Raw genomic sequence first — 12,891 nt, 5'->3', positions numbered from 1 at the left:
ACATATCACTGGGGCGGACGGCTGAGCCATCCGCCCCGGCCACTCCCCGAAAGGAGCTGTTCACTATGGCAGATATCATCATCGGTCTCATCATCGCGGCGGTCTGCGTGGCCATCATCGCCAGAGGCATCCACAACCGCCGCCAGGGCAAGCACAGCTGCTCCAGTTCCTGCGGCAGCTGTGGGTGCGGCTGCAGCGGCTGCGCCTCCTCCGGCACATGCCGCACCGGACAGACCGCCTCCAAATAACCGGCCTGTGAAAAAACCGGCGCTCCAGACTGGAGCGCCGGTTTTCTATGTTATTCCTCTGGATTTGCCCCGCAGATGCCCAGCACAAAGGCCCGCAGGGCGTTCATCCGCTCCGCCTCGTCCTCCGGCCAGGGGCTGTCCCCCATGTGGTCGGCCAGCAGCACGGGCAGCTGGTAGTTGTACACCTCCTGGGCCACCTCCATCTCCGCGCCGTCCACCATGTGGTCGGGGCCGCCGTTGACAATGATGCCCTTCAGGTTGGGCAGCTGGTCCAGCTCCCCGGCGGTGATGCTGTGGGGGTAGAGGGCGCTGTCCACCCCCAGAGACCGGATCTCCGCCAGCAGCCGCTCGTTCTCCCGGCTGCCCAGATTCAGCACTGCGATCATATCTCGCGCCATGGGCACGACCTCCTTTTATCTGTTCTGCGCCGTCCGGTCCCAGTCCACCGCCACCCACTGTGCGTTGGGCACGTTGAAGCGGTAGAGGGCCTTGTTGTCAAAGGGCACGCCGGCACGCCAGCCCAGCACCGCCCGGATCACCGCGCTGTGGCACACCGCCAGAGCGGTCTCCCCCGGCCCGGCGGCAATGGCGTCCAGCACGGGGAGAATCCGCCGCAGGGCGTCCCCCAGGGACTCCCCGCCGGGCGGCGCCACCTTCATCCGGTCCTCCTGATAGGCCTCGTATTCCTCCGGCCACTTTTCCTCGATCTCCGGCCAGGTGTAGCCCTCCCATTCCCCGAAGCTCACCTCCCTCAGGTCGTCCACCGGGATGGGGGTGAGCCCCAGATGGCGGCAGACGATCTCCGCCGTCTCAAAGGCCCGGCGCTTGGGGCTGGCGTAGCAGATGTCGATCTTCTCCCCGCTCTCGGCCAGACGGCGGCCCAGCTCCTCCGCCTGGCTTCTTCCCTTTTCATTCAGTTCCGTATCGCTGGCGCCCTGGACGCGCCCGACCGCATTCCAGCCGGTCTCGCCGTGGCGGGCCAATATAATTCTCATGGGCAAATCTCCATTCTCTCTTTACAGCATCCGCTTCAGGTACTGCCCCGTGTAGGACCCCTCGCAGGCCGCCACTTCCTCGGGCGTACCGGTCACTACAATATTTCCGCCGCCGTCGCCGTTCCCACCCGGCTTCCGCCGGGCGGGAGCCCTGTCTCCTTTTATCTGCACGGGCGGAATGAATCCGCCCGGCATCAAGATTTTGGCCGCAGGCCAAAACGCTTGTTGTGGCGGCGACGGCGCGGCATTACAGCATACGCTTCAGGTACTGCCCCGTGTAGGACCCTTCGCAGGCCGCCACTTCCTCCGGCGTGCCGGTCACCACGATATTGCCGCCGCCGTCGCCGCCCTCGGGGCCCAGGTCGATGATATAGTCGGCGGTCTTGATGACGTCCAGGTTGTGCTCAATGACCACCACCGTGTTGCCCACCTCCACCAGCTTCTGGAGCACCTCGATGAGCTTGTGCACGTCGGCGGTGTGGAGGCCGGTGGTGGGCTCGTCCAGAATATAGATGGTCTGGCCGGTGCTCCGCTTGGACAGCTCGGTGGCCAGCTTCACCCGCTGGGCCTCGCCGCCGGACAGGGTGGTGGAGGGCTGGCCCAGCTTGATATAGCTCAGGCCCACCTCGTACAGGGTCTGGAGCTTGTTGTAGATGCGGGGCAGGTTCTCGAAGAAGGGCAGGGCCTCCTCCACGGTCATGTCCAGCACCTCATAGATGTTCTTGCCCTTGTAGCGCACCTCCAGGGTCTCCCGGTTGTACCGCTTGCCCTTGCACACCTCGCAGGGCACGTAGATATCGGGCAGGAAGTGCATCTCGATCTTGATGAGGCCGTCGCCCTGGCAGGCCTCGCAGCGGCCGCCCCGCACGTTGAAGGAGAACCGGCCCGGGCCGTAGCCCCTGGCCTTGGCGTCCTGGGTGGAGGCGAACAGGTCCCGGATGTCGTTGAACAGCCCGGTGTAGGTGGCCGGGTTGGACCGGGGAGAGCGGCCGATGGGGGACTGGTCGATGTCGATGACCTTGTCCAGGTACTGCTCCCCCTCAATGCCCCTGTTCTTGCCCGGCCGCAGCTTGGCACGGTTCAGGTCGGCGGCCAGCTTCTTGTATAGAATCTCGTTGACCAGGCTGGACTTGCCCGAGCCGGACACGCCGGTGACGCAGGTGAAGGTGCCCAGGGGGATGGACACGTCGATGTCCCGCAGGTTGTTCTCCGCCGCACCCTTGATGGTGAGCACCTTGCCGTTGCCCTTCCGGCGCTGGGTGGGCACGGGGATCTTCTTCCGCCCGGACAGGTAGTCACCGGTGATGGAGCCGGGGGTGTTCATGACCTCCTCGGCGGTGCCCGCGGCCACCACGTATCCGCCGTGGACCCCTGCGCCGGGACCGATGTCCACGATATAGTCGGCGGCCCGCATGGTGTCCTCGTCGTGCTCCACCACCAGCAGGGTGTTGCCCAGGTCACGCAGGTGCTTCATGGTGGCAAGCAGCATGTCGTTGTCCCGCTGGTGGAGGCCGATGGAGGGCTCGTCCAGAATATAGAGCACCCCCATGAGGGAGGAGCCGATCTGGGTGGCCAGCCGGATACGCTGGCTCTCGCCGCCGGACAGGGTGGCCGCCGACCGGCTCAGGGTCAGGTACTGGAGGCCCACGCTCTGGAGGAAGCCCAGGCGGCTCTTGATCTCCTTGAGGATGCGCTCGGCAATGAGCATCTGCTGGTCGGTGAGGGTCAGGTGGTCGATGAAGTCCAGGGCGTCGGTCACCGACTTGCGGCAGAACTCATCGATGTTGATGCCCCCCACCGTCACCGCCAGGGACTCCTTGCGCAGCCGCCGGCCGCCGCAGTCGGGGCAGGGCCGCTCGCTCATGCACTCCTCCAGCTCCCGGCGCACCGCGTCCGACTGGGTCTCCCGGTAGCGGCGCTCCAGGTTGTTGCAGATGCCCTCAAAGGGCTGGTACAGGGTGCCCTGGCCCCGCTCCCGGTCGTAGGTCAGCTTCAGCTTCTCCCCCTTGGTGCCGTAGAGAATGATGTCCATCACCTCGGCGGGCAGGTCCTTCACCGGGGTGGTCAGCTTGAATTTGTACTGCTTGGCCAGGGCGTCGAAGTACATCCGGGAGATGGAGTCCCCCTTGATGTTGTTCCAGCCCGAGGCGGTGATGGCCCCGTCCAGGATGGACAGGTCCTTGTTGGGGATGACGATGTCCGGGTCCACCTTCAGCTGGGCGCCCAGGCCGGTGCAGGTGGGGCAGGCGCCGAAGGGGTTGTTGAAGGAGAACATGCGGGGGGTCAGCTCCTCGATGGAGATGCCGCAGTCCTCACAGGCGTAGTTCTGGGAGAAGAGGATGTCCCGGTCCTCCCCCACGATGTTGATGACCACGATGCCCCCCGCCAGGTTGGAGGCGATCTCCACCGAGTCGGTGAGCCGCTGGGTGATGTCCGGCTTGATGACCAGCCGGTCCACCACCACCTCGATGTTGTGCTTCTTGTTCTTGTCCAGCTTGATCTCCTCGGTCAGGTCGTAGATGGACCCGTCCGCCCGGACGCGGACATAGCCCGACTTGCGGGCGTCCTCAAAGACCTTCTGGTGCTCGCCCTTCTTGCCCCGGATGACGGGGGCCAGCACCTGGATGCGGGTGGCCTCGGGCAGGGTGAGGACCTGGTCGATGATCTGGTCGATGGTCTGCTGCTTGATCTCCTTGCCGCACTTGGGGCAGTGGGGGGTGCCCACCCGGGCCCAGAGCAGACGGAGATAGTCGTAGATCTCGGTCACCGTGCCCACGGTGGAGCGGGGGTTCTTGGAGGTGGTCTTCTGGTCGATGGAGATGGCGGGGCTCAGGCCGTCGATATAGTCCACGTCCGGCTTCTCCATCTGGCCCAGGAACATCCGGGCGTAGGAGCTGAGGGACTCCACATAGCGGCGCTGTCCCTCGGCGTAGATGGTGTCAAAGGCCAGGGAGGATTTGCCCGAGCCGGACAGACCGGTGAGCACCACCAGCTTGTCCCGGGGGATCTCCACGTCGATGTTTTTCAGGTTGTTCTCCCGGGCGCCTTTGACGTAAATATGGTCCAGCATAATCGTTGGTTCTCCTTTGAATTGCTCTGTTCTCGATTGTTATCCGGCTGTGCCTATCCCAGCAGCATCCGGAGCGCAAGTACAACATCGGCCAGCAGGATGACAACTCCCACTATGCCGCAGAGGACGCGCACCGCCTTGGGCGGCTTTTTGTTGGTGGCCACGGCCAGCAGGGCCAGGGCGGCCAGTCCCGCCAGCAGGGGCCAGTAGATGGCCAGCAGGACGCCCAGGGTTGCCCCCAGGTCCTCTCCGAAGAAATTCATGGCGCAGGCTCCTCCTCTGCCAGTATGCGGCGGATGCCGCCGGTCAGGAGGGCGATGTTCTCCTCCTGAAAGACCGTGTCACGGCCGGTGTGGATGCGGTCCAGGTACCAGCCCAGCCGCTTCCCCCTCTTCAGGGCGCACACCCCCGCCGCCCGGCGGAAGGAGGCGTTGTCCGAGGGGTAGAAGCCGAAGCCCCGCACCACCTCCACCGTCTTTCCATTCTGGGGAAGAAATGCCCTCTCGATCCGGGCCAGAGCGGCCTCGTCCTTCTTCAGGGCGGCGGTGGGATAGAACTGGATGGAGCTGCCGTCGGACACGCAGTCGAAGTTGAGCACCAGCGTCTCTTTTTTCACCTGCCTGTGCCGCCCGGCAAAGGCGGCGGAGCCCAGCATGCCCCGCTCCTCGTTGTCGAAGAACACCAAGCATGCTTTCTCCCGCAGCTCCGGCGGCAGGGTGAGGGCGGCCTCCAGCAGGGTGACGACGCCGGAGGTGTTGTCGTTGGCGGTGTGTCGGTTGGCCCGGCCGAAAAACACCCACCAGACGCAGAACACACACAGCAGCCAGCCGGGCAGTGTTCCGGCCCAGAGGGGCAGGTCAGCGGCCGCTCTGATGGCCACGGCGCAAACTGTGACCGCGGTCAGCGCCGCCAGCAGCCCCACCACCAGCAGCAGCTGGTAGATGAGGTAGATCCCCATATTCCGTGGGGTGAGAAAGTTGGGGATGGGCAGCACGGCCTGGGTGTCGTAGTGGGCGGTGAAGAGCACCTCCGCCTTCTCCGGGTCCCCGGCAATGACGTTGGTGCCCGAGAAACGTCCGCTCTCCTCGGTGACGGCCCAGCCCGCCCCCTCCAGCTCCCCGCGCAGCCAGGCCCGGAAGGCCCGCTTCTGTCCGGTGGACTTGCGGACCTGAAAATTCTCCAGTATCTCTTGGGATTGCTCGGTCATGAATCGGCCTCGCTTTCTCTTAAACCCATCTTGTTCCCGCAGGGTCAGCCCTCGCCCCGCAGCTTGATGATTTTATCTCTCAGAATGGCCGCATATTCGAATTCCAGCATCTTGGAGGCCTCCTTCATCTCCTTCTCCAGCTTGGCAATGGCCTCCAGGCGCTGCTGCTTGGTCATCTGCTTCTGGCTGAAGTCAAACTTCTTGGTCTCCTCCACCTCGCCGGACAGCTCGATCAGGTTGCGCACCGACTTGACCACCGTCTTGGGCACAATGCCGTGGGCCTTGTTGAAGGCGTCCTGCTTCTCCCGGCGGCGCTCGGTCTCGTCGATGGCGGCCCGCATGGAGGGGGTGATCTTGTCGGCGTACATGATGACCAGGCCATCGGCGTTTCGGGCCGCCCGGCCGATGGTCTGGATGAGGGAGGTCTCGCTGCGGAGGAAGCCCTCCTTGTCCGCGTCCAGAATGGCCACCAGGCTCACCTCGGGCAGGTCCAGGCCCTCGCGCAGCAGGTTGATGCCCACCAGCACGTCGAACACGCCCAGACGCAGATCCCGGATGATCTCCTGCCGCTCGATGGTGTCGATGTCGTGGTGCATATAGCGGACCTTGATGCCCGCGTTTTTCAGGTAGGCGGTCAGGTCCTCGGCCATCCGCTTGGTGAGGGTGGTGACCAGCACCCGCTCCTTCCGCTCGGTGCGGGCGTTGATCTCGCCGATGAGGTCGTCGATCTGCCCCTCCACCGGGCGGACCTCGATGCGGGGGTCCAGCAGGCCGGTGGGCCGGATGACCTGCTCCACCACCTGGCCCGACCGGGTGCGCTCGTACTCGCCGGGGGTGGCGGAGACGTAGATGACCTGGTTGATCCGCTGCTCGAACTCGTCGAACTTCAACGGCCGGTTGTCGTAGGCGCAGGGCAGGCGGAAGCCGTAGTCCACCAGGGTGGTCTTGCGGGCGTGGTCGCCGTTGTACATGGCCCGCACCTGGGGCAGGGTCACGTGGCTCTCGTCGATGAACATGAGGAAGTCCTTGGGGAAATAGTCCAGCAGGGTGTGAGGGGGCGTGCCGGCGGGGCGGCCCTCGATGACCCGGGAGTAATTCTCGATGCCGGAGCAGTAGCCCAGCTCCTGCATCATCTCAATGTCGTACATGACCCGCTGCTTGAGCCGCTGGGCCTCCACCAGCTTGTTCTCCCGCTCGAAGAAGGCCACCCGCTCCTCCAGCTCCTTGTAGATCTCGCCGATGGCCGCGTCCATCTTCTCCTTGGGGGTGACGTAGTGGGTGGCGGGCCAGATGGGCACGTGGTTGAGAATGCGGATGGGGGTGCCGGTGACGGCGTTGACCTCGCTGATGCGGTCGATCTCGTCCCCGAAGAACTCCACCCGGATGGCGGAGTCCTTCCAGTAGGCGGGGTAGATCTCCACCGTGTCCCCCCGGACCCGGAACATGTTCCGCTCAAAGGCGATGTCGTTGCGCTCGTAGCGAATCTCCACCAGCCGCTTGAGGAGCACGTCCCGCTTCATCTCCATGCCCACCCGGAGAGACACCATCATCTTGGCAAAGTCCTCCGGCTCGCCCAGGCCGTAGATGCAGGACACCGAGGACACCACGATCACGTCCCGCCGCTCCAGCAGGGCGCAGGTGGCGGACAGCCGCAGGCGGTCGATCTCGTCGTTGGTGGCGGCGTCCTTCTCGATGAAGGTGTCAGTGTGGGGAATATAGGCCTCGGGCTGGTAGTAGTCATAGTAGGAGACGAAATACTCCACCGCGTTGTTGGGGAAGAACTCCTTGAACTCGGCGCACAGCTGGGCGGCCAGGGTCTTGTTGTGGGCCAGCACCAGGGTGGGCCGCTGGAGCTTCTCGATGGTCTTGGCCATGGTAAAGGTCTTGCCGGAGCCGGTGACGCCCAGCAGGGTCTGCTCCTGGAGCCCCATCTCCACGCCGTTGGCCAGGGCCTCAATGGCCTGGGGCTGATCGCCCGCGGGCTTGTATTCGCTGACTACCTCAAATTTGGGCATACCATCACCTCGTACATCCATTCTATCAAAACGTATGTTCTATTGCAACCACTAATTATAGTATTTCCATCAGAAAGCCGCTGTCCCGCATGGACACCATATCGTCGTCCACAAAAATCAGGTGGTCCACCAGGATAACCCCCACCTGGCGGAGCAGTTCTCTCAGGTAGAGGGTGGTCTGCTTGTCCTCGTCGGAGGGCAGGGCCAGGCCGGACACATGGTTGTGAGCCAGCATGACCCGGGAAGCGTTGTGGTTGAGAGCGGCCTCCACAATGACACGGGCGTTGATTTCGGCGGCGTTCACGTTCCCCTCCCCCACCTTGGGGCAGCCCAGGCACTTGCCCTTGCCGTCCATGCACAGGAGGTAGACCATCTCGTTGCGGGCGCCGTAGAACAATGGCGCGAACACCTCACGGGCGGCCCGGGTGGAGTCCACAATGTCCTCCAGGCTGGCGCGGGACGCGCCGTACCGCCTGCCCAACTCCTTGACGGCCCGGAAGAGCACCGCCGCCCGTTCCCCCACGCCCTTCACCTGGGAGAGGGCCTCTGGCGTGGCGTCCAGCACGCCCTGGAGGGAGCCGAACCGGTCCAGCAGGTCGTGGGCCAGGGGGTTGGTGTCCTGCCGGGGCAGCACGTAGAACAGCAGCAGCTCCAGCACCTTGTGGTCGGGGAAGGACTCCGGCCGGGCCATGAATTCCTTGCGCAGCCGGTCCCTGTGTCCCGTGTGGTCCGCCATGTCCTTCCCTCCTCTCTGTCATCAGAAGCGCAAAAACCTCCGCGGGAAATTGCCCGCGGAGGTCTGCGCCTGTCCTCAGGCTCGGGCGCCGTACTCGGCCAGGTAGCCTCCATCCAAAATGCGGGTTTTCCTGCGGGAAAACCAACGCGCTGTCGCGCCGCATTTTCCGGGGGGAACCAGTTCCCCCCGGATACCCCCCATGCGCTCCGCGGGGGAAAGGGATGCTCAGGCCCGAGCGCCGTACTCGGCCAGGTAGGCCTCCATACGGGCCTTCATGTCGTCGTCGATATACACCTTGCCGTCCACCGGGTTGTTGTGGAGGAAGGAGATGACCTCGCGGACGGTGACGATGGGGAACACCCGGATGCCGTGCTCATCCCGCAGCTCGTCCAGGGTGGTCTTGTCGCCGGTGCCCCGCTCCATGCGGTCCACGGACACCACCAGGGCGGTCAGGTTCACGTCGGCCACGTGCTTGAACAGCTCGATGGTCTCCCGGACGGCGGTGCCGGCGGTGACCACGTCCTCCACGATGACCACCTTGTCCCCGGCCTGGGGCTTGTAACCCACCATGGAGCCGCCCTCGCCGTGGTCCTTGGCCTCCTTGCGGTTGAAGCAGTAGGGCAGGTCCCGGCCGTAGTTGCGGTACAGGCTGGAGGCCGCCGCCACCGCCAGAGGGATGCCCTTGTAGGCGGGGCCGAAGAGGCAGTCCACGCCGTCGGGCAGGTTCTCCTGGATGCAGGCGGCGTAGTAGTCGCCCAGCTTGGAGGCCTGGGCGCCGGTCTTGTAGTTGCCGGTGTTGATGAAGTAGGGAGTCTTGCGCCCGGACTTGGTGGTGAAGTCGCCGAAGGTCAGCACGCCGGAGCGCACCATAAAGGTAATGAATTCTTCTTTATACGTCATGATAGATCCGCCCTTCCTGAAATCAGTCGGAATATTATACCACTCCGGCGCCGTGTTCACAAGTATGAACCGGCTGAAAAATGTCTCCATACCAAAGGCACCCCAATCATTACGCAGTATCCGTGCTGCCTAACGATTGGAGTGCGTTTTTTCGCTGAAATTCGGGTTTACTCGTTCTCCACGGCCACGTCGAAGGCGGGGCGCTGGGGCGCGCCGGAGGCGGCGGCGCTGGCGGCCCGGAACTTGTTCCGGCTGGCCTTCAGCTCCTCGTAGGCCTCGCCGATGGCCTCTTCCGTACGGCGCAGGGCGTCCTCGCAGTAGTCGTTGGCCGACTTGCGCAGCTCTCTGGCACGGTCCTCGGTCTGCCGCAGGATCTCGCTGGACTTCTGCTTGGCACGGGCCATGATCTCCTCCTCGGAGAGCATCTGCCGGGCCTGGTCCTCCGCCTGCTTGCGGATCAGGTCTGCCTCGCGCTTGGCGGAGGCGATATAGTCGGTGCGGGCCGCGATGAGCTTTTTGGCCTCGTTCAGCTCCATGGGGAACTGGGCCTTGATGTCATCCAGCAGGTCAAGGGCCTTGTCCCGCTCGATGATACACTTCTCACTGGACAGAGGCACGCTCTTCGCCTCGTCGATCAGCTCATAGAGCATGTCCAGCAGTTCTTCCACGCCAGTCGCCATTTATCCGTTCCTCCTGCTTTTCATCTTTTCGTTCACATCGTCAATGATCTCCCGGGGGACAAAGTCGGACAGGTCCGCCCCATAGTAGGCCATCTCCTTCACCACGCTGGAGCTCAGGTAGGTGTACTTGGCGCTGGAGGGCAGGAACATGGTGTCCAGCCGGGGGTTGAGCTTGCGGTTGATGAGGGCCATCTGGACCTCCTTCTCGTAGTCGGACACGGCCCGCAGGCCCTTGACCACCACGCAGGCGCCCACACGCTTGGCGTACTCCGCCAGCAGGCCGGTGGAGCTGTCCACTTCCACATTGGGCAGGCGGTCCACAACCTTGTGGATGAGCTCCACCCGCTCCGCAGGGGTAAACAGGCCCTTGTTTTCCTTCTCGGAATTCACCATCACGCAGACGATGAGTTTATCAAAACAGACCGCCGCACGCTTGATCACGTTCAGGTGGCCCAGTGTAATGGGGTCAAAGCTGCCGGGATATACCGCTATTTTCACTGGAATCTCTCCTTGCCGCGGGGAAGGGTCACACGGTCCGCCGGTACAGCGTCACCTTGATCTTGCCGTAACGGTACTCCCGCCCCTTCTCATAGGGGGCGGAGAGGGCAGGCAGGACCTGTTCCGCCGCACTTTCGCAGACTATTATACCATTCTCTGACATGATGTCAATCTTGGAGATGGCCTCCAGGGCCTTGTCCAGCAGGCCGGAGGCGTAGGGCGGGTCCAGAAAGACCAGGTCGAACTTCTCCCGGCAGCTGGTGAGGAAGGCCATGCTGTCCCCCTGGATCACCCGGGCCTGGGCCTCAAAGCCGCAGGTCTTCACGTTCTCCCGGATGACGGCGGCGGCCTCCTTCCGCAGGTCCACAAAGGTGCACCGCTCCGCCCCGCGGGACAGGGCCTCGATGCCCAGCTGTCCGGTGCCGCCGAAGAGGTCCAGCACCCTGCGGCCCTCCACGTCAAACTGCACGATATTGAAAATGGACTCCTTCACCTTGTCGGTGGTGGGCCGGGTCTCCATGCCGGGCAGCTCCTTGAGCCGCCGGCCCCGGGCCGTTCCTGTGATGACGCGCATTGTATTTCATCCTTTCCGGTCCTCCGGCCGGGGCTCCTCCTGAGCCCCCCGGAAGTAGTCGTAGACGGCCTTGGCCGTGTTCTTGGGCACTGCCGCCTCCAGCTCTTCCAGGGTGGCGGCCTTGATATTCTTGACACTTTTGAAGTGTTTGAGCAGGTCTGCCCGGCGTTTTTCCCCCACGCCGGGGATCTTGTCCAGCACCGAGCCCTTCACCCGCTGGTTCTGCTGCTGGCGGTGGAACTCGATGGCAAAGCGGTGGGTCTCCTCCTGGATCTGGCCGATGAGGGAGAACACCGCCTGGTTGGCCTGGATGCCGATCTCATGTCCGTCCGGCGTGACCAGGGCACGGGTGCGGTGCCGGTCGTCCTTCACCATGCCGAACACCGGGATGGACAGCCCCAGCTCCTCCAGCACCTTTACCGCCACCTTGGCGTGGTTCTCGCCGCCGTCGATGAGGAGCAGGTCGGGCAAATCTTTGAACTTCTCGTCCCCGTCCAGATAGCGCCTGAAGCGGCGGGTGAGCACCTGCTCCATGGAGGCGTAGTCGTCGGGGGCGTCCATGTCCTTGAGCTTGAAGCGGCGGTAATCCCGCTTCAGGGGCCGGGCGTTCTGGTAGACCACCATGGAGGCCACGATGTCGTCCGCCCCCTGGTTGGAGATGTCGTAGCTCTCCATGCGCATGGGGGGCTTGTCCAGCCTGAGCATCTTGGCCAGCAGCTCCAGCAGCTTGGAGGTCCGCTCCTCCTTGGTGGTCCAGCGGGCCACCTCCTCCTCCGCGTTCTTGTTGGCCAGGCGGATCAGGTCCATCTTGGCGCCCCGCTGGGGGGTGACCAGGTTCACCCGGCGGCCCGCGTTCTCAGACAGCAGCCGGGCCAGAGGCACCTCGTCGTCGATCTCGCAGGGCAGCAGGATCTGCCTGGGCAGCTGATTCCGCTCCCCGTAGTACTGCCGCACCAGGGCGGACACCACGTCGGCGATCTCCTCCTCCATGGGGGTCTCCATCAGGTCCCAGTCCTTGGCCGCCAGCTCGCCGTCCACGTAGTGGAGCACCACAAAGCAGCTCTTGGCCGTGCCCCGGTGGAAGCCCACCACGTCGGTGTCCGCCAGGCTGCCCGCCATCACCTTCTGCCGCTTGCCCAGCAGCTCAATGGCCCTGTACCGGTCCCGCAGCTCGGCGGCCTTCTCAAACCTGAGCTCCTCGGCGGCCCGCTCCATCTCGGCCTGGATCTCCTCCCCTACTTCCTTGAACTGCCCTTCCAGCAGCCGGATGGCCTGGTCGATGGCGTCCCGGTACCGCTCCTGGGGCATGCCGAAGCGGCAGTAGCCGTCGCACAGGCCCATGTGGTAGTTCAGGCAGGGCCGCTCCTTGCCGATGTCCCGGGGGAACTTCCGGTTGCAGGAGGGCAGCTTCAGGGCGGCCCGGAGGGCGTCAATGATGCCCTGGGTGCTGCCCCGGCTGCCGTAGGGCCCGAAGTAGCGGGCCCCGTCGTCCGCCGCCTTGTTGGCCAGGGAGAACCGGGGGTAGTCCTCGTTGACGGTGAGGCGGATATAGGGGTAGCCCTTGTCGTCCTTCAGCAGGATATTGTAGTGGGGCTGGTGGCGCTTGATGAGGGAGCTCTCCAGCACCAGGGCCTCGAATTCACTGTCCGCCACGATCACGTCAAAGTGGTCGATCTGGCTGACCATGGCCCGGGTCTTCTCCGTGTGGGAGGCCAGGTCGGCAAAATACTGGCTCACCCGGTTCTTCAGGGCCTTGGCCTTGCCTACGTAGATGACCACGTTGCGCTTGTCCTGCATGATATACACGCCCGGCTTCAGCGGCAGGGCATGGGCTTTTTCTTTCAGCTCTTCAAATGTCATACGTTATTTTTCCTGCCCTCCCTGTTCGCCGGACTTCCTTCATGCCCTGCCGCTGGGCGCCTCAGCGCCCCGGCGCGCTGCGCCGTCCAAGCGTTTTGCGGAGCAAAA

14 protein-coding genes are annotated in these 12,891 nt (G+C 64.1%); 1 reads left to right on the top strand and 13 read right to left on the bottom strand.

Annotation, left to right across the window (positions count from 1 at the left end; translation table 11 throughout):
* Window positions 1-65: 65 nt before the first annotated feature.
* Window positions 66-248: a FeoB-associated Cys-rich membrane protein gene (locus WMO64_RS08020; RefSeq protein ID WP_349231642.1), complete on the top strand. Its 183-nt coding sequence runs from the start codon at window positions 66-68 to the stop codon at window positions 246-248.
* Between the two features lie 50 nt (window positions 249-298).
* On the opposite strand, the gene WMO64_RS08015 is transcribed toward WMO64_RS08020, so the two are convergent.
* The 13 genes from WMO64_RS08015 to uvrC all read right to left on the bottom strand — a co-directional run bounded on the left by WMO64_RS08015 (window position 299) and on the right by uvrC (window position 12,783).
* Entirely contained in the window at window positions 299-646 is a 348-nt protein-coding gene (locus WMO64_RS08015) for a glutamine amidotransferase-related protein (RefSeq protein WP_294520115.1), read from the bottom strand.
* 15 nt (window positions 647-661) lie between these two features.
* Window positions 662-1,243, bottom strand: a complete 582-nt coding sequence (locus tag WMO64_RS08010; RefSeq protein ID WP_294520112.1) for a histidine phosphatase family protein — start codon at window positions 1,241-1,243, stop codon at window positions 662-664.
* A 21-nt stretch (window positions 1,244-1,264) separates the two neighbouring features.
* Window positions 1,265-1,414 carry a hypothetical protein gene (locus WMO64_RS08005; protein WP_294520109.1) on the bottom strand — a complete coding sequence of 50 codons (150 nt, stop codon included), beginning with the start codon at window positions 1,412-1,414 and terminating at the stop codon, window positions 1,265-1,267.
* Between the two features lie 76 nt (window positions 1,415-1,490).
* Entirely contained in the window at window positions 1,491-4,313 is a 2,823-nt protein-coding gene (uvrA, locus tag WMO64_RS08000; protein WP_349231641.1) for an excinuclease ABC subunit UvrA, read from the bottom strand.
* 53 nt (window positions 4,314-4,366) lie between these two features.
* The gene (locus tag WMO64_RS07995; RefSeq protein WP_349231640.1) at window positions 4,367-4,576 is read right to left on the bottom strand and encodes a hypothetical protein; all 210 of its coding nucleotides are present in this window, start codon (window positions 4,574-4,576) and stop codon (window positions 4,367-4,369) included.
* Window positions 4,573-5,520, bottom strand: a complete 948-nt coding sequence (locus tag WMO64_RS07990) for a M28 family peptidase (protein WP_349231639.1) — start codon at window positions 5,518-5,520, stop codon at window positions 4,573-4,575. Before WMO64_RS07990 ends, WMO64_RS07995 begins: the two co-directional genes overlap by 4 nt.
* Window positions 5,521-5,564: 44 nt before the next feature.
* Entirely contained in the window at window positions 5,565-7,535 is a 1,971-nt protein-coding gene (uvrB, locus tag WMO64_RS07985; protein WP_349231638.1) for an excinuclease ABC subunit UvrB, read from the bottom strand.
* A gap of 55 nt (window positions 7,536-7,590) precedes the next feature.
* Window positions 7,591-8,271, bottom strand: a complete 681-nt coding sequence (locus tag WMO64_RS07980; RefSeq protein ID WP_294520093.1) for a JAB domain-containing protein — start codon at window positions 8,269-8,271, stop codon at window positions 7,591-7,593.
* Window positions 8,272-8,496: 225 nt separating this feature from the next.
* Window positions 8,497-9,174: an orotate phosphoribosyltransferase gene (gene pyrE, locus WMO64_RS07975; protein WP_349231680.1), complete on the bottom strand. Its 678-nt coding sequence runs from the start codon at window positions 9,172-9,174 to the stop codon at window positions 8,497-8,499.
* A gap of 164 nt (window positions 9,175-9,338) precedes the next feature.
* A complete protein-coding gene (locus tag WMO64_RS07970) occupies window positions 9,339-9,851 on the bottom strand; it encodes a hypothetical protein (RefSeq protein ID WP_294520087.1) in 513 nt (170 codons plus the stop codon).
* Window positions 9,852-10,349 (bottom strand): pantetheine-phosphate adenylyltransferase, encoded by a 498-nt coding sequence (gene coaD / locus WMO64_RS07965; RefSeq protein ID WP_294520084.1) that lies wholly within the window; start codon window positions 10,347-10,349, stop codon window positions 9,852-9,854.
* A 28-nt stretch (window positions 10,350-10,377) separates the two neighbouring features.
* Complete coding sequence (rsmD, locus tag WMO64_RS07960) at window positions 10,378-10,923, bottom strand: 16S rRNA (guanine(966)-N(2))-methyltransferase RsmD (protein ID WP_294520080.1); 546 nt, start codon at window positions 10,921-10,923, stop codon at window positions 10,378-10,380.
* Between the two features lie 6 nt (window positions 10,924-10,929).
* Window positions 10,930-12,783 carry an excinuclease ABC subunit UvrC gene (uvrC, locus tag WMO64_RS07955; protein ID WP_349231637.1) on the bottom strand — a complete coding sequence of 618 codons (1,854 nt, stop codon included), beginning with the start codon at window positions 12,781-12,783 and terminating at the stop codon, window positions 10,930-10,932.
* Window positions 12,784-12,891 lie beyond the last annotated feature (108 nt).

The sequence above is a fragment of the Pseudoflavonifractor intestinihominis genome (assembly GCF_040096055.1).
Taxonomy (GTDB): Bacteria; Bacillota; Clostridia; order Oscillospirales; family Oscillospiraceae; genus Pseudoflavonifractor; species Pseudoflavonifractor intestinihominis.
This window is presented reverse-complemented; position numbering and strand designations above follow the sequence as displayed.

Excerpts from the sequence above, each read along its gene's own strand:
- WMO64_RS07995 (WP_349231640.1), bottom strand. The coding sequence starts at position 4,576 with ATGAATTTCTTCGGAGAGGACCTGGGGGCAACCCTGGGCGTCCTGCTG.
- WMO64_RS07990 (WP_349231639.1), bottom strand. The coding sequence starts at position 5,520 with ATGACCGAGCAATCCCAAGAGATACTGGAGAATTTTCAGGTCCGCAAG.
- uvrA (WP_349231641.1), bottom strand. The coding sequence starts at position 4,313 with ATGCTGGACCATATTTACGTCAAAGGCGCCCGGGAGAACAACCTGAAA.
- uvrC (WP_349231637.1), bottom strand. The coding sequence starts at position 12,783 with ATGACATTTGAAGAGCTGAAAGAAAAAGCCCATGCCCTGCCGCTGAAG.
- WMO64_RS07970 (WP_294520087.1), bottom strand. The coding sequence starts at position 9,851 with ATGGCGACTGGCGTGGAAGAACTGCTGGACATGCTCTATGAGCTGATC.
- uvrB (WP_349231638.1), bottom strand. The coding sequence starts at position 7,535 with ATGCCCAAATTTGAGGTAGTCAGCGAATACAAGCCCGCGGGCGATCAG.
- WMO64_RS08020 (WP_349231642.1), top strand. The coding sequence starts at position 66 with ATGGCAGATATCATCATCGGTCTCATCATCGCGGCGGTCTGCGTGGCC.
- rsmD (WP_294520080.1), bottom strand. The coding sequence starts at position 10,923 with ATGCGCGTCATCACAGGAACGGCCCGGGGCCGGCGGCTCAAGGAGCTG.
- WMO64_RS08010 (WP_294520112.1), bottom strand. The coding sequence starts at position 1,243 with ATGAGAATTATATTGGCCCGCCACGGCGAGACCGGCTGGAATGCGGTC.
- WMO64_RS07980 (WP_294520093.1), bottom strand. The coding sequence starts at position 8,271 with ATGGCGGACCACACGGGACACAGGGACCGGCTGCGCAAGGAATTCATG.
- WMO64_RS08015 (WP_294520115.1), bottom strand. The coding sequence starts at position 646 with ATGGCGCGAGATATGATCGCAGTGCTGAATCTGGGCAGCCGGGAGAAC.